Below are 18,863 nucleotides of genomic sequence, written 5' to 3' on the forward strand. Positions count from 1 at the left end.
GCCCGGCGTCATCGGCCGCACAGCGCGGGCTGGAGATCGGGGCTGGTCATCACGCTGCTGGGCGTCTGCACCTGGGTCGACGGGACGTTTGTCTGCAGGCTGGGCACGTTTACCTGCGTGCTGGGTGTGTTCACCTGCGTCGAGGGGACGTTGACCTGCGTGCTGGGCACGTTGATCTGGGTGCTCGTAACGGCAACCTGCGTCGACGGTGCGGTGATCACCGAAGAAGGCCTTTGTACTTGGGTTGACGGAACGGCGACGACCGAAGAGCCATTAGCTCCGGGCACTACAGTGTATCCTTGATAGATCGGTGCCAAGGATGTGCCGGTGACATTGCTGTTATTGCTCGGTTCGGCCGAAGAACCCTGAACGGCGGAGGCCGTTCCGCTTCCGGCTTGCACAGAGCCTGCGCCGCTGTCGATGCCATCCACAATGGTGGCGACGCCTGAGTTCGTGTCTGTGACACCAACCCGCCCTGGGTGCGTGAGCGTTGGAGGTAGCACAATGGGTGGTAATTGGTCGCCGCTCGGACCGGCCGTACCGGAACCATTGCCTCCCGACACGCCTGCCGCCGCGGCTGCGGCGGCCGCGGCATCCGCGACTGCTGTTCCGGTGTTCGAGGTTCCAGTGCCGGGGCCGCCGTCGGCCGACCCGGTACTTTGCTGACCATTGGGAAGTCCGAGGTCCGGACTAGTATTCTGAGGCGTGAAAACTGGGTCGCTACTCGAAGGAGACAATCCTTGTGAAGGACCGTTCACGGGAGGAACTCCCGGGGCTGGGGGAGGGACAACGACAGGCGCTACGGGAAAGTGGACCGGGGCGTTTAACGCACCCTCGATCTGTTGCTGACCCGTTAACGGCTGCCCCGACGTGGCCGGAATAGGAGTTTTGGGCACGGTTGTCGCTGGATCGTTCTGCTGCTGCTGCGGCGGCGCAGTTGGGACAGTTCGCGGACCGTCGACTTGCAGAGCCGGATCAGGAGTGTTGTTGGGCACCGTTCCTCGCCGTACTGGCACGGGCGGAAGCGGAGCGGGTGGCGGCGTATCCGGAGTCGCAGGCGGATCAATTTGCGGAATAGGGGCAGAATTACGTGAAGCCGGCATGTTCGGCGCGGGCGTGGGTAAAGTCGGCGCGTTGCCATTGTCGGGCGTTGGCGGCGGCGCGGTCGGCACGACATTTTCTGTCCCGTTCGGGTTAGTCGGTGCGAACAGCAGATGCCAAGCCTGCTGCCGAGCTAAAAGGTTGGCACGAACGCGCTCTAAGGCGACGTTGTTCGCATTCGCTTGACTCTCTCGCAGGTCGATCAGGGCGTTAATTCGTGTAATGTTGGCATCTATCACGGCAAGTAATTCTGGATGTTGCGTTGGATTGGAAGTGGCAATTAAATTATCTAGATATGACGCTGAGTCTGGACCCGTAATCCCAGCGATCTGCGCTTCGCTGAAAAGGTGCGATTGCTCTAGTTGTGATATTAAGGCAGCATTGCCTGATTGTATCAAATCATTAATCGCGGTCTGATCCGCCTCGGAAGCTCCGCTTAGTAAGGCTGTTTCTAGTTTCTGAAAACTATCGGCACGGGTATTCACCAAGTTAGTCAAACTGACTGTTGAGCTTTGCGCTGACTGGGCCAGCGCTTGCACATTTAAAGCTGGTCCGCAGATCGTTGCGGCCAGCAGGATTCCTCGTGTTCGATTTATGCCGATCGCCGACACGGTCGCCCATCCAAGCCATTTCGATGACACGTGCTCTGCCTCCTGCTTGGATATGTCCGCGACCGGAACATCACCGTCCCAGGAGCAATCGCCCGTTCGCGCGCCGCGCGCATGACCCGTTTGCGCTATGCGGTGGCGATAAAGTCATTTAACGAACCGGGGCGGAACCTTCCGTACGGACGTTGGGGGCGACACCGTTATGCGAGCGAGCCGGACCGGGGCGATGACGGACGAGAAGCTCGTCGATCTCATCTACGACGCGCCCTATGACGACCGGCTGTGGAGTCCGTTGCTCGGCGAGCTGGCGGACCGCAGCGGCGCGCATCCTGCGAACTTCCTCGAAATGAACGTTCTCGATGGTCATGGCGACGGCATCTGCGCGCGGACGCCCACCGATATCCTGCAGCTGTACAGGGCGGAGTGGGCGCAGGCCAATTGCCTGTTGCTGGTCGACGACCTCGCCGATTATGCGTCGGCATGGGCACCTCGCATTACGCGCGACAGCGACTGGATCGACCGCGAGGATTTCGAACGCAGCGCCTATCTCAACGAGTTCCTCGATCCGATCGGCGCGGCACATAATCTTAGCATCCTCCTGTCGCTCGAAGGGCCTTGGCTAACGACGATCGGGCTGGGACGATCGCGACGCCAGGGACCGTTCGCGGACCGGGACATTGCGGCGATCGCGCCGTTCCAGCCGCATCTGATCCGCGCTTCCCGGCTGCGGCGCGAACTGGCGGTGCGGCAGGAGCAGCTCGATCATCTCGACGTCCTGCTGGCAACCTCGCCGCAGGCGATGTTCTTCGTCGACGAGTCCCTGCGGGTCGTTCGGCACAGCGCGGCTGGCGAGGTGCTGATGCAAGGCGGGACGACGCTCCGCCTGGTCGACGGCCGGCTGCGCGCCGTCTCCGCCGTCGCCGACCGGGCGCTCGAAGCGGCGCTGACGAGCGCGTTCCGGACCGGTATCCCCGGCGCGCCGATCATCCTGCCGGGCCGCGACCGGCGGTCCGGTCACGCCCTGACGGTGTCGCGGATGGGCGCGAGGGCGATCGCCGGCTTCGCCTCGGCGCGCTGCGTGCTGGTCACCGTCGCCGATGTCGCGCCGCCGCGATCGACCCCGCAGGACAAGCTTCGTCAGGCATTCGGCCTGACCGGGGCGGAATCGCGGCTGGCGCTGCGTTTATGGGCGGGGGAAAGCCTGAGCGCCGTTTCGGAGTCCGGCTCGGTCTCGATCCATACGGTGCGCAACCAGCTGAAGGCGGTTTTCCACAAGACCGGGTGCGGCCGGCAGCAGGATTTGATCCGCCTGCTGGCCGGGCTCGATCTGCCCTCGGCCTCGAACCACTAGCGGCGACGCGCATGGCAACCGAGCCCCGCGCCGGCGACGACCGGCTGCGACGATCGCTTCGCCCGGCCGGCGTGCTCGCACTGACGCTCGCCGCCCTGTCGCCCGCCGGATCGGTCTACGTCACGGGCGCGGCGGTGCTGCACCTTGCCGGCACCGGTGCGGCGATCGCGATGCTGGGTGGCGGCGGGGTGGTGATGGTCTCGGCGCTGCTGTACGCGGAATTGGGCTCGGCATTCCCGCACGCGGGCGGCGTCTATCACGGGATCGGCGAAGTGCTGGGGCCGCGGTGTCGCGCCGCGGCGCTCGTGCTGGGGATCGTCACCGCGCCCGCGCTGATCGCCTTCGTGGCGCTGGGCTTTGCCGTCTATGCGCGCGAGGTGGTGCCGTCGCTGCCGATCCTGCCGCTCGCGATCGCCGCGATCGGCGTCGCCACCGTGATCGGCGTGTTGCGGCTGCGGACCGGAATGTGGGTGACCGGCACCCTCGTCACCGCGGAGGTGGCGGCGCTGCTGGCACTGATCGTGCTCGAGTGGCGCGGCCCGGCGCGCACCCTCGGAACCGTCCTGTTGCACCCGGTCGTCGCCGGCCCGCACGGGGGCCTCGCGCCGACCGGCACGATTCCGCTGATCCTCGGGACCATCGCCGCCGCCTATGCCTGCTCCGGCTCCAACCTCGCGCTGAACTTCGCGGAGGAGATCGAGGGCGATCGCCGGGTGGTGGGCCGTGTCGTCGTGTGGGGCAGCGTCCTGGCGATCGCGCTCGTCGCGCTGCCGATCGTCGGCGTGGCGGTGGGCACGCCCGACCTTGCCGCGATGCTGTCGTCCCCGGCACCGATCGCCGCGTCGGTGCGAACGATCGCAGGGCCGGTCGCGGTCCAGGCGTTCGCAGCGATCGTGGCGATCGCCATCCTCGACCACGTCGCCGGCGCGACGATCGCCTATAGCCGCTTCGTGTTCGCCGCGGCGCGCTCGCTCGGCGGTGCCGACGGACCGTCGGCACTTAGCCGGCTCGGCCAACGCTCAGGCGCGCCCGTTACCGCGGCGCTCTTGCTGGGCGGCGCGGCGATACTGCTGACTATGGTCGGCGAGCGGGGGCTCCTCCTGCTCATCTCGGGCGAACTCATTACCCCGGCGCTGATGGTCGTCGCGGTGCTGGTCGGCCGCCGGCGCGGACAGACCGGCAAGCGGAGCTTCCGCTCGCCCTTCTATCCCGCTCTGCCCTGGGTAGGGCTGGCGATCCTCGCCATGTTCGTGGCGACGGACTTGCTGGACGCTACCGCGAGATGCAGCATCGCCCTTCTGGTCATATGCGCCGGTATCGCCGCCGCTGCTGCCCGCCCGGCAACCCGGCGATAGAAAGCGGCGGTCAGGATCAACGCGTTCCCGGCCATGCAGATACTCTATCGGGATCGTCGGCGAACGAACGGCGCTTGTGGCAGAGCTGCGGCTGCGCCGAACGTCCGGAACGGGGTCGACACTGCGCAACTATCGTCAATTCCTGGTCGCGGCCGCGTGGCGGATCGCGACTACCCGGACACTGCGCTCGGTCGGGTCGATCGGATCGAGCATGAACGCACCGAGATCGCGGTTTGCCGTCAGCCAGGCGACGTGCTCGGGCGTTATGCGCTGACCGGGCACCAGCCGTGGTACGCCCGGCGGGGCGGGGGCAATGGTCTCCGCGGCGATACGGCCCGCAGCGTCGGCGAGCGGGACCTGCTCGACGGCCCCGAAGAATGCATCTGCAGGATCGAGAGACATATCCGTCGTCAGCGAAGCGATGCCCGGCGGGTCGCCGATAGCCGGCAGCGACAGCTCCCCCGACTGCAGCCGCCGCGCGCAATCCGCAAGGCCCCGTGCCAAGGCTCTCACGTTACCGGCGGTCGTGCCGACCGAGACAATGGCCAAAAGATGACGCGCGTCCGACAAGCCGACGCTGACGCGGTGGTGCTCGTTCAGCCAGTCGTCGATCGCATAGCCGGACACGCCCAGCCCGGAGATATCGATCAGAACCTTCGAGCCGTCGAGTTCGGTACCCGGAGGCAGATCGGCTTCCGTAAAGATCCGCACGCCTTCGATTGGCTCCAGGCGCTTGCGCAGATCGGCAGCCCTCGCGAGCGTCTTGCGCCACAGCGCCTCGCCGTTGAGAACATGATCGCGGCGGGCGGCGTCAAGGCTCGCCAAGATCGGCACCGATGGGCTGGTCGTCTCATACAACTCGTAGGCCATCCACAGTCGCTGACGGTCGACCAGCTCCCCGCGCGCAAGCAGGGCGGAACCCTGGGTGAGAGCGCCCATCGTCTTGTGGAGGCTGTACACCGCAATATCGGCACCCTTCGTCAGGGCGTCGTGCGGAAGGTCCTCGCAGAACGCGAACGCCCCGCCCCAGGCCGCGTCGCAAATCAGCGGGATGCCGCGCGCGTGGCAGGTCTCGGCAAGCGCGGCGATGTCGCTGGTGACCCCGTAATAGGTCGGCGACACGACGACGAACGCTTTTGCCTCCGGGTTCGCGTCGAGAGCCGCGGCCAGGGTGGCCTGCCCGACACCGTGTTCCAGGTCCCATGCCGCGTCGACGATGACGGGCACGATCACCGCGTTGAGCCCCGCCGCCAGCGCGTGCGCGCGCTCCGCCTTGTGCACGTTGGCGGCCAACAAAATGGTGTCGCCGGCCCGCGTCACCGCCGCGAGCGCCGTGTGGAGGCTTTGTGTCGACCCGCCGGTCACGAACCGGCAGAAGTCCGCATGCCACGCCTCGGCGGCGAGTTCATGCGCGCGTTGAAGGACGTGCGCGCTCTCGGTGCGATCGTCGAGCCCCTTGGGCGTAATCACGTCGGCAGCGAATACCTGGCGGCCGAGCAGCCGGCGCAAATCGCGCGGGACGGTCGCGCCCTGGTGATGGCCGGGCGCTCCGAAGCCGTGCACAGTTCGACGCTCGATTGCGGCAAGAGCTTCGAGAACGGGCGCATTATGCTGGTCCATGATGCGACAACGCATAGCTCGGCTCCCGGCCCAACCGGCGGAAATAAACGCTGCGGCAAGCGGATCGACGCCGCCCCTCGACGATGCCGATGAACAAGCGTCCGGTTTCGAGCGCCCATAAGCCTGACGGAACGCCCGCCTCTGGATCTGCGGTGGGTGCAAACGCAGCGGCCGTACTCGACCAATCTCAAACTTCGGTTCTTTCCGCCGGCTCCAGAGCATCTTCCACGTCGACCCCGCGGTAGCGCACCGCGTCGACCGCGCGCGGATCGACAACGGTTGACGTTCTGCGGCCTACGGAACATGTTGCACCGCAACAAGGGGCGGCCCTGTGCGGATCGTGATCGTCGATGACAGCGGGATGCGGGCGACCGTTCTGGAGGACGGGCTTCGCGAGGCTGGTTATGACGACATCGAGGTGATGGTCCCGCGTGGCGGCTTTGTAGCGAGGCTCGAGCGGATCTCGCCTGACGTGGTGTTGATGAACCTCGGGAGTCCCAGCCGCGACACCCTCGAAGACATGTTCGCGGTCAGCCGCGCGCTGGCGCGCCCGATCGCGATGTTCGTCGACAGCTCGGACGAGGCGATGATCGGCGCGGCGATCGACGCGGGCGTGTCGGCCTATGTCGTCGACGGTTTGCGCAAGGAGCGGGTCAAGCCGGTGCTGGAACTCGCGATCCGCCGCTTCCACGCCTTCGCGCGAATGCAGGCCGAACGCGACGAGGCGGTGACCGCGCTCGCCGAGCGCAAGACGATCGACCGCGCCAAGCAGATCCTGATGCGGACCCGGCAGCTCGCCGAGCCCGACGCCTATGCGCTGCTACGCAAGACGGCGATGAACCAGGGCCGCCGGATCATCGACGTGGCCGACGCATTGATTACCGCAAGCGGCCTGTTGGGAGACACGTGAATGACGCCGATCGCGGCCGCCTTCCTGCCGCTCACCGACGCCGCACCGTTGATCGCCGCGCGCGAACTCGGCTTTGCACGCGACGAGGGCGTCGACCTGTCGCTGGTCCGCGAGAGCTCATGGGCATCGGTGCGCGACCGGCTGATCTACAAGCAGGTGCAGGCGGCGCACATGCTCGCGCCGCTCGCGGTGGCGGTGTCGCTGGGGTTGAGCCAGCATCGCGCCGCGCTGGTCGCGCCGTTCGTGCTGAGCGTCAACGGCAACGCGCTGACGCTCGCGCCGGACCTCGCCGCCGCGCTCGACCCCAATCCGGCGGCGCGCGTCGCCGACCCGGTCGCGTGCGCGCACGACCTCGCCGCCGCGATCGGGCTACACCGCCGCAAGCCGGTGATCGGCGTCGTGCATCGCTTTTCCAGCCATGCGCTGATCCTGCGCTACTGGCTGGGCTTCGCGGGCGTCGACGCGGACCGTGACGTCAACCTGCGCGTGCTGTCGCCGTCGCTGATGGTCGAAGCGCTGCGCGGCGGCGAGATCGACGGGTTTATCGCGGGCGAACCGTGGAACAGCGTCGCGGTCGCGCAAGGGGTAGGCGAGATCGTCGCGCTCGGGGCGGGCATCTGGGCACGGGGCGTCGAAAAGGTGCTGGCGTGCCGCGCCGACTGGGCGGAGGCGCACCCCGATCCGCTCGATCGGCTGTTGCGCGCGCTCGACCGCGCGGCGGCATGGTGCGATGATGCGGTCAACCGCGACGCGCTGGCGACCCTGCTGTCCCGCCCCGATTACATCGACCAGCCGGTCGAGCATCTCCTGCCAGCGCTGTCCGAGCGAATGACGCTGGTGGACGGCGGGACATCGACGAGCGCGCCCGACTTCCTCCTGTTCCACCGCCAGGCAGCGAATTTTCCCTGGCGCAGCCAGGCCCTGTGGATTTATTCCCAGATGGTCCGGTGGCATATGATCCCGCCGAGCGCGCAAGCCGAGCGCGCTGCGGCGGACGTGTTTCGCTCCGACCTCTATCGCCGCGCGCTGGGCGCGGGCGGGGCGGTGATGCCGGGCGCGAGTATGAAGCTGGAAGGCTCGCTCGCGGCACCGCACGGCGTCGGCTCGCGCGACGGCAGGCTGATGCTGGGGCCGGACCTGTTCTTCGACGGGCGCGTGTTCGATCCGTCGGCGATCAGCGAGTATCTGGCCGGGTTCGCGCCCTGACACCATTCGCAAACTTTGCGCTTGCGAAATGACCGGAACTGCTGCCTACTGAGGAAGGCGCGCGATGACGCGCGCCCAGCGGACGTCGCGCCCCACTGCCGGGGACGAAGTCCATCGACGAACAGCAAAGCCGCTGTCCGGCCGCCTCGTGCGGGCCGGAGGGCGGCTTTTTTCGTGTCTTGAGCATTTGGGGAGAGCATTCATGGCGACGGCATATTGGGACCAACCGGTCTCGCGGACGGACAGCGGCTTCTGGGCGTCGGGGCATCGGCCGACGCTGATCGCCGCGTTCCTGTATTTCGACCTCGCCTTCATGGTGTGGGTGCTGCTCGGCCCGCTCGCGCCCGACATCGCCAGGACGCTGGCGCTGACTCCGGCGCAAAAGGGGTTGATGGTCGCCGTGCCGACGCTGGCGGGCGCGGTGCTGCGGCTGGTCAACGGCCTACTGGTCGACCGGATCGGCCCGAAGCGGTCGGGCGCGATCAGCCAGCTGATCGTGATCGGCGGGCTGCTGTCCGCCTGGTTGCTCGGCGTCAACAGCTTCGGTGCCACGCTCGTGCTCGGCGTCATCCTCGGCTTTGCGGGTGCGAGTTTCGCGATCGCGCTGCCGCTCGCCAGCCGCTGGTATCCCGCCGAGCATCAGGGCAAGGCGATGGGGATCGCAGGCATGGGCAATTCGGGCACGGTGCTCGCCGCGCTGTTCGCGCCGACGCTCGCCAAGCTGTTCGGGTGGAACGCCGTGCTCGGGCTCGCCTGCATCCCGCTCGCGATCGTGTTTGTGGTGTTCCTCCTGCTCGCGCGCGACGCGCCGAACGCGCCGCCCGCCAAGCCGCTCACCGCCTATCTCACGCCGCTGGCGCAGGCGGATGCGTGGTGGTTCATGGCGTTCTATGCGGTCAGCTTCGGCGGTTTCCTCGGGTTGGCGGCGAGCCTGTCGATCTATTTCACCGTCCAGTTCGGGCTGACGACGGTGACCGCGGGCTATTGCACGGCTGCCTGTGTATTCGCGGGATCGCTGGTGCGGCCGCTGGGCGGCGCGTTTGCCGACCGCGTCGGCGGCGTGAAGACGCTGACGGCGGTGTACCTGCTCGCCGCCGCCGCGCTGATCGGGGTCAGCTCGGCCTCCACCGTGGCGGGCGCGCTCAGCTTCTTCGTCCTCGCGATGATCGCGCTGGGCGCGGGGAACGGGGCGGTGTTCCAGCTCGTGCCGCAGCGGTTCGGGAAGGAGATCGGCATCATGACCGGACTCGTCGGCATGGCGGGCGGCATCGGCGGCTTTTATCTCGCCTCCTCGCTCGGCATCGCCAAGCAGGTCACGGGCGAGTTCCGCTGGGGATTCCTGATCTTCGCCGGGCTGGCGCTGATCGCGTGCGCGGGGCTGACATTCGTCAAGCGGCGCTGGCGCGCGACCTGGGGAGCGGCGCTGTCGGGCGTGCGGATCTGAACAAAGCGGCTCTCCCCGTCCGGGCGACGGGGAGAGCCGATCAAGGGCGCGCGGCGCGCGGCGCGGTGGCCGGGACCGCGCTCACCTCGTTCCAGACGCCGGACGCGACCCGGTTGAAGTTCCCGACTATTGGGCCGACAGTTTCGCCACGCACACCCGCAAGGGATGGATGCAGCTCGACTGGATCCTTTGACGCGAGGTCGGTGACATTCGCAGCTTGATAAGCGCGCCGATTTGAGCGATGTTCAAGGCGACCGGGCAAGGATGGCCGGTCGACTATAACCCGCCTGCTCCGACGCAGGAGAAGGCGGGGCATCGCGCGGCGCGGGCTTACCCGCTCTGCGACGGTGAATGGCAAGGCCGCCATGCAGGCGCTGGATTATTCCAGCGTCCGCATGGCGGCCTTTTTCGTTTTGAGGGACCGCGCATGAACATGCATGTCAAGGTAAACAGCGACGAACCCGGAGACCCCGGCGCTCGAGAGCGTCTGGTCGTCGTCGGCAACGGCATGGCCGGATGTCGAGCGATCGAGGAGCTGCTGGCGCGCGAGCCCGGACGCTACCACGTTACGATCATCGGTGCCGAATCGCTGGTCAACTACAACCGCATCATGTTGTCACCGGTGCTCGCGGGCGAAAAGACGTTCGACGAGATCGTCATCAACGACCACGCCTGGTATGAAGGCAACGGCATCCGCCTGATCACCGGCGACCCCGTGACCGCGATCGACCGTGCAGCCAGAAAGGTGGTGACGCGGAGCGGAACGCATGTCGGCTACGACAAGCTGATCCTCGCCACCGGGTCCGACCCGTTCATCATCCCGGTGCCCGGCCGCGATCTGCCCGGCGTGGTCAGCTTCCGCGACATGCGCGATGTCGAGCATATGCTGGGCGCGGCGGCCCGGGGCGGAGACGCGGTGGTGATCGGTGGCGGGCTGCTCGGGCTGGAGGCGGCGCACGGGCTCACCCTGCGCGGCATGAAGGTGACGGTGATCCATCTGATGCCGACGCTGATGGAGCGCCAGCTCGACGAGGCGGCCGCCTGGCTGCTCCGGTCGGCGCTGGAGGCGCGTGGGCAGACGATCCTGACGGGCGCGAACACCGCCGAGATCGTCGGCGACGTGCAGGTAGAGGGCGTGCGGCTCAAGGACGGCACGCTGATCCCCGCCGCTCTCGTCGTCATGGCGGTCGGCATCCGCCCCAGCGTCGCGCTCGCCCGCGAGGCCGGGCTGGCGGTCGGGCGCGGCATCCAGGTCGACGACCATATGGTCACCTCCGACGCGGACGTGCTCGCGGTCGGCGAATGCGTCGAGCATGACGGCCAGGTCTATGGCCTCGTCGCGCCGCTGTGGGAGATGTGCCGTGCGCTCGCCGACGGACTGGTCGACCGGCACACGGGCTATCGCGGCTCGGTCACTTCGACCAAGCTCAAGGTGTCGGGCATCGACGTGTTCTCGGCCGGCGATTTTGCGGGCGGCGACGGCGCGGAGGACATCGTGCTGCGCGACGCCTCGCGCGGCGTCTACAAGCGGGTGGTGGTGCGGGGCGACCGGGTGGTGGGCGCGGTGCTGTACGGCGACACCGCCGACGGCGGCTGGTATTTCGACCTGCTGAGGCGCGGCGAGGACATCGCCCCGATCCGCGACATGCTGATCTTCGGCCAGGCCTATGCCTCTGGAGGGGGGCAGGCGGACCCTAAGGCGGCCGTTGCGGCGCTCTCGGACAGTGCCGAGATCTGCGGCTGCAACGGCGTTTCCAAGGCGCGCGTGTGCGAGGCGATCGTCGGCGGCGCCGTCAGCCTCGACGCGGTGCGCTCGACCTGCAAGGCGTCCGCGTCCTGCGGGTCGTGCACCGGGCTGGTCGAGCAGCTGCTCAGCCTGACGCTGGGCAGCGACTATGGCGGCGAGCGGACGGTCAAAACCTTATGCAAATGCACCAGCTTCGGGCATGACGACGTCCGCCGCGAAATCGTCGCGCAGGGGATGCGCGCGATCCCGGAAGTGATGCACAAGCTGCACTGGTCGACGCCCGACGGCTGCTCCGCCTGTCGGCCCGCGCTCAATTACTATCTGCTCTGCGCGTTGCCGGGCGACTATGTCGACGACCAGCAGAGCCGCTTCGTCAACGAGCGGATGCACGCTAACATCCAGAAGGACGGCACCTATTCGGTCGTGCCGCGGATGTGGGGCGGGCTGACCAACCCGCGCGAGCTTCGCGCGATCGCCGATGTGGTGGAGAAGTTCAACGCGCCGCTGGTCAAGGTGACGGGCGGGCAGCGGCTCGACATCTTCGGCATCAAGAAGGACGATCTGCCCGCCGTGTGGGCCGACCTCAACGCCGCCGGGATGGTGTCGGGGCACGCGTACGGCAAGTCGCTCAGGACCGTGAAGACCTGCGTCGGCTCCGACTGGTGCCGGTTCGGGACGCAGGACTCGACCGGGCTGGGCGTCAAGATCGAGCAGATGACATGGGGTTCGTGGATGCCGCACAAGTTCAAGATCGCGGTGTCGGGCTGCCCGCGCAATTGCGCCGAGGCGACGATCAAGGATTTCGGGATCGTCTGCGTCGACTCAGGGTATGAACTCCACATCGGCGGCAATGGCGGCATGAAGGTCCGCGCCACCGACCTGCTCTGCAAGGTGACGACCGAGGCGGAGGCGATGCATTACTGCGCCGCGTTCATCCAGCTCTACCGCGAGGAAGCGCGCTACCTCGACCGCACCGCGCCGTGGCTGGAGCGGGTAGGGCTCGATTACATCAAGCAACGCGTCGTCGAGGATGCGGACGGCCGCGATGCGCTCGCCGAACGCTTCCTGTTCTCGCAACGCTTCTGCCAGGACGATCCCTGGGCGGCGCGTGCGGCGGGCGCGGATCGCGAGCAGCACGCGCATCTGGGCGATCGCCCGCTGGTGCTGGAGGCGGCGGAATGACCGGCGACTGGATCGACATCGGCGCGCTGGCGGACATCCCGCTGCGGGGCGCGCGCACGGTCCAGGTCGTGGGCGGCGAGGAGATCGCGGTGTTCCGCACCGGCGACGACCGCGTGTTCGCGCTGGTTAACCGCTGCCCGCACAAGGCGGGGCAGCTGAGCCAGGGGATCGTCCACGGCCATGCGGTCGCCTGCCCGCTGCACAATTGGCGCATCTCGCTCGAGACCGGCGAAGCGCTGGGCGAGGATCGCGGCTGCACCCCGACGATCGCGGTCCGGGCGGATGCGGGCCGGGTCCTTATCTCGCGCGACGCCGTGCGCGCGACCGCGATGGCGGCGTGAGGTGACGGCCATCCGCACCACCTGCGCCTATTGCGGCGTCGGCTGCGGCATTCTGGCGACTCGCACCGGCGAGCGGTCGGTCGAAATCATGGGCGACCCCGATCACCCCGCCAACCACGGCCGCCTGTGCTCCAAGGGCACCCATCTGGGCGAGACGGTCGGGCTGGAAGGGCGGCTGCTCGCGCCCATGATCGGCGACCGACGGGCGAGCTGGGACAAGGCGCTCGATCTCGTCGCGGACCGTTTCGCGGACACGATCGCGCGGCACGGGCCGGACAGCGTCGCCTTCTACGTCTCGGGCCAGTTGCTGACGGAGGATTATTACGTCGCCAACAAGCTGATGAAGGGGTTCATCGGCTCGGGCAACATCGACACCAATTCGCGGCTGTGCATGTCGAGCGCGGTCGCGGGCCATTGCCGCGCGTTCGGCGAGGACGTGGTGCCCGCGACCTATGACGATCTCGACGCGGCCGACCTCGTCGTCCTCGTCGGGTCGAATACCGCCTGGTGCCACCCGGTCGTCCACCAGCGCATCCAGGCGGCGCGCGCCACCCGGGGCACGAAGCTGGTGGTGATCGACCCGCGCCGCACGGAGACGGCGGACGACGCCGACCTTCACTTGGCGCTCCGCCCCGGTAGCGACGTCGCGCTGATGAACGGGCTGCTCGCGTGGTGCAGGCGAGAGGGGCATGTCGATGAGCGGTATATCGTCGCGAGCGTCGCGGTGCCGGACGGGTTCTGGGCCGCGCTCGACGAAGGATGCGACCTGTGGTCGACCGCGCGCGCGTGCGACGTCGCGCCCGCCGACCTGCTGCGGCTGTTCGAGCTGTTCGCCGCGCACCCTCGCACCGTCACGCTGTTCAGCCAGGGCGTGAACCAGTCGGTGACCGGCACCGACCAGGTCAACGCGATCATCAACCTGCATCTCGCGACGGGGCGGATCGGCAAGCCCGGCGCGGCCCCCTTCTCGATCACCGGCCAGCCCAACGCGATGGGCGGGCGCGAGGTCGGCGGGCTCGCCTCCACGCTCGCCGCGCATATGGATTTCTCGCCCGAGAATGTCGCACGGGTCGGTCGTTTCTGGGCGGCACCGACGATGGCGACCAAGCCGGGCCTGAAAGCGGTGGACCTATTCCGCAGCGTCGGCGAGGGACGGATCAAGGCGCTGTGGATCATGGCGACCAATCCCGCCGTGTCGATGCCCGACGCCGGCCGGGTGCGCGAGGCGATCGCGGGCTGCCCGTTCGTGGTCCTGTCCGACGTGATGGCGGACACCGACACCGCGCGGCTGGCGCATGTCCGCCTGCCCGCCGCCGCCTGGGGCGAGAAGGACGGCACCGTCACCAACTCGGAACGCTGCGTGACGCGCCAACGGGCGGTTCTGCCGCCGCCGGGCGAGGCCAGGCCGGATTGGTGGATCGTCGCCGAGATCGCGCGGCGGATGGGCTGGGCCGACGCGTTCGCCTATCGCTCGCCCGCCGACATCTGGCGCGAGCACGCCCGCCTGTCCGCCTATGAGAACGCGGGCGAGCGGCTGTTCGACCTCCGCGACCAGGTCGCGATCGGCAATCACGCCTATGAAGCGATGGCGCCGTTCCGCTGGGGCGGCGTGCCATTTGCTGATGGGCGCTTTCCCACGCCGGACGCGTGCGCGCGGCTGGTGACGGTCCGCCAGGCACCGCTCGCCAAGCCACTGAAGAACTGGCCGATGACGCTCAACACCGGGCGCTACCGCGACCAATGGCACACGATGACGCGCACCGGCCTGTCGCCCAGGCTCGCCCGGCATCGGGAAGAGCCGCTGGTGGAGGTCCACCCGCGCGATGCGGCTGCGCTGGACCTGGTCGATGGCGGACTCGCGCGGGTGTCGACGCCGAGCGGCGAAAGCCTGTTCTGCGTCTGTGTCACCGACGCCCAGCGCCCCGGCGAGCTGTTCACGCCCATCCACTGGACCGACGTGCAGGCGAGCGGCGGGCGCACCGGACTGCTCCCGCGCCCGCACGCGGACCCGCATTCGGGGCAGCCCGGCTTCAAGCTGACCCCCGCCGCGATCGTGGCGGTGGCGACCGACTGGCGCGGGTTCCTGCTGGTGCATGGCACGGCGACGGCGCGGCCCGATTGCCTCTGGTCGACGCGCATCGTGGTGCCGGGCGGGGCCTTGTTCGAGCTGGCGGGCGACGGTGACCCGGCGGCCCTAGACGCGCTGCTGCCGCGCGGCGAGCGGATGGAGGCGACCGACCCCGCCCGCGGCTCGCGGCGGGTGGCGGTGTTGCGCGACGGTCGCCTCGCCGCCGCACTGTTCGTCACCCGCGCGGGTGAGCTGCCGGCGCGCGACTGGCTGATCGAGCAACTCTCGGAGGCGCAGGCCAGCCCGGCGTTGCTCGCGGGCCGCGCGCCGGGGGCCGCGGTCGATCGCGGGCCGGTCGTGTGCGCGTGTTTCGACGTCGGATTGCGCTCGATCATCGCCGCGATCGCCGACCAGCGCCTCGCCAGCGTCGCCGCGATCGGCGCGGCGCTGGGCGCGGGCACCAACTGCGGCTCGTGCCGGCCCGCGCTCGCCAGGCTGTTGTCGCAATCGAGGGAGGCCGACCATGTCGCGAACTGACGAACCGATCGAGCCCGGCACCGTGTGGCTGGTCGGCGCGGGTCCGGGTGATCCCGACCTCCTGACCTGCAAGGCGGAACGGCTGATCGCGGCCGCCGACATCGTCTTCCACGACGCGCTGGTCGGGCCGGGCGTGCTCGACCTGATCCCGCCGGGCATCGAGCGCGTCGGTGTCGGCAAGCGATCGGGGCGGCACTCGAAGGATCAGCGGACGATCAACGATCTCCTCCTCGACGCGGCGCTTGCCGGCCGGCGCGTGGTGCGGCTGAAAGGCGGCGACCCGTCGGTGTTCGGGCGCTCTGCGGAGGAGATCGCGCATCTGCTTGGCGCGGGCGTGGCCGTGCATGTCTGCCCGGGCGTGACCGTGGCGAGCGCGGCCGCGGCGAGCGACGGCGTGTCGCTGACGCTGCGGGGGCTCGCGCGGACGCTGACGTTCGTCACCGCGCATGCCCGCGCGGGCGACCGGCTCGATCTCGACTGGGCCGCGCTCGCCGCACCCGATGCGACGCTAGCGGTGTACATGGGCCGTGCCGCCGCCGGCGAGATCTCGCGCGAGCTGATCGCCGCCGGCCGCGCGCCCGAAACGCCGGTGCTGATCGCGGTGAACGTGTCGCTGCCGAGCGAGCGACTGTTGCGGGGCAAGCTGTCGGCGCTGTCGTTCCTGGTCGAGACGATCAGCGACGCCGATCCCACGTTGCTGCTGATCGGCGAAGCGGTCACGACGCCCAGGGCTGCCCCGCCCACCTCGGCCGGGGTCGGCCACGAGACCTCGAAAGCGGCACTGCTCGGGTGCTCCGGCAACCCGCCTCGAGTCGACGGCTGACCCGGTCCCGGCATTTTCGTCACGATCAGCTATTCAGATTTCGACCTGGCTGCCGAGCTCGACCACGCGATTGATCGGCAGGCAGAAGAACGTCATCGGCTGCTCGGCGTTGCGGACCATGGCCGAGAACAGATGCTCGCGCCATCGCGCCATTCCCGGCTTGCGCGTAGGCACCAGCGTCTGGCGGCTCAGGAAATAGGTGGCCTGCTCGGCACCTTCGATATGCGTCAACGCCGCGGGGATGTCAGGACTTTCGAAGAAGCCGTAGCGGATCACGATGCGCGAGACGCCATCGCCGAGCGATACCTCGCTCAAGCGTTCACCAGCCGCGACATAGGGGGTGAGCATGGTCTCGACCGTGACGAACAGGATGCGCGCATGCCGCACCTGGTTCGCTTTGAGATTATGGAGCAAGGCGGGAGGTACACCCTCCTGGACGGTCGTCAGGTAGATTGCGGTCGCGGGCACGCGGTGAACGTTGGCGGTCGATTGCAGGAACAGCTCGATCGGCATGGAGTCGGCACCGATCTTCGCCTGGATCAGCCGGCGGCCGCGCCGCCATGTCGAAAATATGACCATCAGCACGGTCGCGACCGCCACCGGCAGCCAGCCGCCGTCGACGAACTTGGTCGACGAGGCGGCGAACAAGCCGACGTCGAGCGCCAGCAGCACGGCATAGAGCGGCACCGCCCAGAGCGGGTTCCAGCGCCAGATGCGAAACACGACATAGCCGATCATCAGCGTCGTCAGCACCATCGTCGCCGTGACAGCGAGCCCAAACGCGGCAGCGAGCGCGGCCGACGAGCGGAAGCCGAGCACGATGGCGATGACCGCGACGAACAGCATCGCGTTGATGGTCGGCGCGTAGACCTGGCCGCGCTCTTGCGCCGAGGTGTGGCGGACGGCGAGCCGCGGCAGGTAGCCGAGCTGGACCGCCTGCTGCGTCACGGAGAAGGCTCCCGAGATGATCGACTGGCTGGCGATGACCGTGGCGGCCGCCGCGAGCAGCAGCAGCGGCACCAGTAGCGCGGGCGGCGCCATCAGGTAGAAGGGAGAACCGATCGCCTTGGGATCGGCGAGCACCAGCGCCGACTGGCCGGCGTAGCAGAGCAGCAGCGCCGGCAGCGCCAGTCCCAGCCACGCCCGGCTGATCGCCCGCCGGCCGAAATGCCCCATGTCGGCGTAGAGCGCCTCGGCACCGGTAATCGCCAGCACGACGGTGCCGAGCGTAAGGAAGGCGCGTGCCGGATCGGCCAGGAAGAAGCGCGCGGCGTAAACCGGGCTGGCGGCGGCCAGCACCGCCGGGTGAGCGATCACCTGCAGGCCGCCGAGCACGCCAGCCACCACGAACCAGAGTACCATGACCGGCCCGAACATCCCGCCGATCCGGTCGGTGCCGTAGCGCTGGAAGGCGAACAGCAGTACGACGAGGATGAGCGTCGATGGCAGGATCCAGTGGCCGAAGCGCGGATCGAGCAGGGTCATGCCCTCGACCGCCGAAAGGATCGAGATCGCCGGCGTGATCACCGCATCGCCGTACAGCAAGGCGGTGGCGGCCAGCGCCGCCACGCCGATCCAGCGTAGCGCCCGTGCGTGCGGCACCACCCGCTGGACGAAGGCGAGAAGCGCGAAGCTGCCGCCCTCGCCGCGATTGTCGGCGCGCATCGTGACGAAGACGTACTTGACGGTGACGACCAGGATCAGCGCCCAGACCAGCATCGACAGGACGCCGAGCACGTGGAACCCATCGAGCGGCAGGCGGTGCTGGCCGATAAAGCTTTCGCGGAAGGCGTAAAGCGGGCTGGTGCCGATATCGCCGAAAACGATGCCGGTCGCGCCGAGCGCCAGCTTCCAGACCCCCGACTGTGGCTCGTCACTATCGCGGGTCAAGGACGCCTCGCCTTCCGGAACTTGGGACACTGGTGGGCATACGGATCATGGCGATGATCTACCAGGATGAACGCATTTCTATCGCCTTGCCTTGGAAGAGGCTTCCTCGACGATGGCGACGGGACCAATATTACACGTGCAGGCACAGGACGGAATATCCGCCGGTCACCTGTCCGTCCCCCGCCGTTTTTCCCGAAGCGTCTGAAACCTTCAGCGGAACCGGGATGAACAAGCGGCCGCTTCCGGAAACGTTCCGACCATGCTGAATGGCTCCGAATGGATCATCTCCCACCCTAGTCGTCAGTTCGCGCGGTTCAGCCCCATTGCATCGCGGATGACGGCATATAGTCCGTTGCCGGTAAGCGGCTTCGAGAGGATGCGAGCGCCGGCGACCCGTTCGGATATGCGGCTTCTGGCGTTCTCGTCGATGTAGGCGCTGACGAATACAACGGCGGGGCTGCACGTTTCGCAGATCGCGCCGACTGCCTCGATGCCGTCCGCGCCGGTGCCGAGATTGATATCGGAGATGACCAGCTCGGGCGACCTGCGCGCCGCCGCCACGGTCGCCTCCCTGGCATCCGAAGCAAGCATGATCGTCTCGAAGCCCATGTCCTCGAGTAAGCTCTCCAGCATCCAGGCGATCATCGCCTCGTCCTCGATGACGAGCACCGGCACGCGCG

At 68.2% G+C, this 18,863-nt stretch carries 13 protein-coding genes; 9 read left to right on the top strand and 4 right to left on the bottom strand.

What is annotated here, in order from left to right; translation table 11 throughout:
- Positions 1-8: 8 nt before the first annotated feature.
- Positions 9-1,712, bottom strand: coding sequence for a hypothetical protein (locus HUU99_RS04495; RefSeq protein ID WP_217430775.1), 1,704 nt, complete (start codon positions 1,710-1,712; stop codon positions 9-11).
- A gap of 223 nt (positions 1,713-1,935) precedes the next feature.
- Here HUU99_RS04495 and HUU99_RS04500 point away from each other — a divergent pair, with 223 nt between their 5' ends.
- Together HUU99_RS04500 and HUU99_RS04505 are read left to right on the top strand one after the other, a co-directional pair.
- Positions 1,936-3,060 (top strand): helix-turn-helix transcriptional regulator, encoded by a 1,125-nt coding sequence (locus tag HUU99_RS04500; RefSeq protein ID WP_174285387.1) that lies wholly within the window; start codon positions 1,936-1,938, stop codon positions 3,058-3,060.
- Between the two features lie 11 nt (positions 3,061-3,071).
- Positions 3,072-4,415: an APC family permease gene (locus tag HUU99_RS04505; protein WP_174285388.1), complete on the top strand. Its 1,344-nt coding sequence runs from the start codon at positions 3,072-3,074 to the stop codon at positions 4,413-4,415.
- 135 nt (positions 4,416-4,550) lie between these two features.
- Here the strand turns inward: HUU99_RS04505 and HUU99_RS04510 are convergent, their stop codons facing one another.
- Entirely contained in the window at positions 4,551-6,050 is a 1,500-nt protein-coding gene (locus HUU99_RS04510; RefSeq protein ID WP_254602919.1) for an aminotransferase class I/II-fold pyridoxal phosphate-dependent enzyme, read from the bottom strand.
- A 316-nt stretch (positions 6,051-6,366) separates the two neighbouring features.
- Here HUU99_RS04510 and HUU99_RS04515 point away from each other — a divergent pair, with 316 nt between their 5' ends.
- The 7 genes from HUU99_RS04515 (at position 6,367) to cobA (ending at position 16,293) form a co-directional block, all read left to right on the top strand.
- Positions 6,367-6,945: an ANTAR domain-containing response regulator gene (locus HUU99_RS04515; RefSeq protein WP_174285389.1), complete on the top strand. Its 579-nt coding sequence runs from the start codon at positions 6,367-6,369 to the stop codon at positions 6,943-6,945.
- A complete protein-coding gene (locus tag HUU99_RS04520) occupies positions 6,946-8,151 on the top strand; it encodes a CmpA/NrtA family ABC transporter substrate-binding protein (protein ID WP_174285390.1) in 1,206 nt (401 codons plus the stop codon).
- 202 nt (positions 8,152-8,353) lie between these two features.
- Positions 8,354-9,595: a nitrate/nitrite transporter gene (locus tag HUU99_RS04525; RefSeq protein ID WP_174285391.1), complete on the top strand. Its 1,242-nt coding sequence runs from the start codon at positions 8,354-8,356 to the stop codon at positions 9,593-9,595.
- 427 nt (positions 9,596-10,022) lie between these two features.
- Positions 10,023-12,524 carry a nitrite reductase large subunit NirB gene (gene nirB, locus HUU99_RS04530; protein ID WP_174285392.1) on the top strand — a complete coding sequence of 834 codons (2,502 nt, stop codon included), beginning with the start codon at positions 10,023-10,025 and terminating at the stop codon, positions 12,522-12,524.
- Positions 12,521-12,865, top strand: a complete 345-nt coding sequence (gene nirD / locus HUU99_RS04535) for a nitrite reductase small subunit NirD (protein WP_174285393.1) — start codon at positions 12,521-12,523, stop codon at positions 12,863-12,865. The genes nirB and nirD overlap by 4 nt, the downstream gene beginning before the upstream one ends.
- Before the next feature lies 1 nt (position 12,866).
- The gene (locus HUU99_RS04540; protein WP_254602920.1) at positions 12,867-15,470 is read left to right on the top strand and encodes a nitrate reductase; all 2,604 of its coding nucleotides are present in this window, start codon (positions 12,867-12,869) and stop codon (positions 15,468-15,470) included.
- Positions 15,457-16,293, top strand: a complete 837-nt coding sequence (gene cobA / locus HUU99_RS04545) for a uroporphyrinogen-III C-methyltransferase (protein WP_174285395.1) — start codon at positions 15,457-15,459, stop codon at positions 16,291-16,293. The genes HUU99_RS04540 and cobA overlap by 14 nt, the downstream gene beginning before the upstream one ends.
- 33 nt (positions 16,294-16,326) lie before the next feature.
- Here cobA and HUU99_RS04550 read toward each other — a convergent pair whose 3' ends face one another.
- Both HUU99_RS04550 and HUU99_RS04555 read right to left on the bottom strand, forming a co-directional pair.
- Positions 16,327-18,183, bottom strand: a complete 1,857-nt coding sequence (locus HUU99_RS04550; RefSeq protein ID WP_174285396.1) for a potassium transporter Kup — start codon at positions 18,181-18,183, stop codon at positions 16,327-16,329.
- Positions 18,184-18,483: 300 nt separating this feature from the next.
- Positions 18,484-18,858, bottom strand: coding sequence for a response regulator (locus HUU99_RS04555; RefSeq protein WP_254602934.1), 375 nt, complete (start codon positions 18,856-18,858; stop codon positions 18,484-18,486).
- Between the last annotated feature and the right edge of the window lie 5 nt (positions 18,859-18,863).

This window comes from Sphingomonas bacterium (genome assembly GCF_903642285.1).
In the GTDB taxonomy this organism is placed as follows: domain Bacteria; phylum Pseudomonadota; class Alphaproteobacteria; order Sphingomonadales; family Sphingomonadaceae; genus Sphingomonas.

What these genes read in the sequence shown, in the direction of transcription:
- HUU99_RS04520 (WP_174285390.1), top strand. Translation starts at nt 6,946, where the DNA reads ATGACGCCGATCGCGGCCGCCTTCCTGCCGCTCACCGACGCCGCACCG.
- HUU99_RS04500 (WP_174285387.1), top strand. Translation starts at nt 1,936, where the DNA reads ATGACGGACGAGAAGCTCGTCGATCTCATCTACGACGCGCCCTATGAC.
- nirD (WP_174285393.1), top strand. Translation starts at nt 12,521, where the DNA reads ATGACCGGCGACTGGATCGACATCGGCGCGCTGGCGGACATCCCGCTG.
- HUU99_RS04505 (WP_174285388.1), top strand. Translation starts at nt 3,072, where the DNA reads ATGGCAACCGAGCCCCGCGCCGGCGACGACCGGCTGCGACGATCGCTT.
- HUU99_RS04525 (WP_174285391.1), top strand. Translation starts at nt 8,354, where the DNA reads ATGGCGACGGCATATTGGGACCAACCGGTCTCGCGGACGGACAGCGGC.
- HUU99_RS04510 (WP_254602919.1), bottom strand. Translation starts at nt 6,050, where the DNA reads ATGCGTTGTCGCATCATGGACCAGCATAATGCGCCCGTTCTCGAAGCT.
- nirB (WP_174285392.1), top strand. Translation starts at nt 10,023, where the DNA reads ATGAACATGCATGTCAAGGTAAACAGCGACGAACCCGGAGACCCCGGC.
- cobA (WP_174285395.1), top strand. Translation starts at nt 15,457, where the DNA reads ATGTCGCGAACTGACGAACCGATCGAGCCCGGCACCGTGTGGCTGGTC.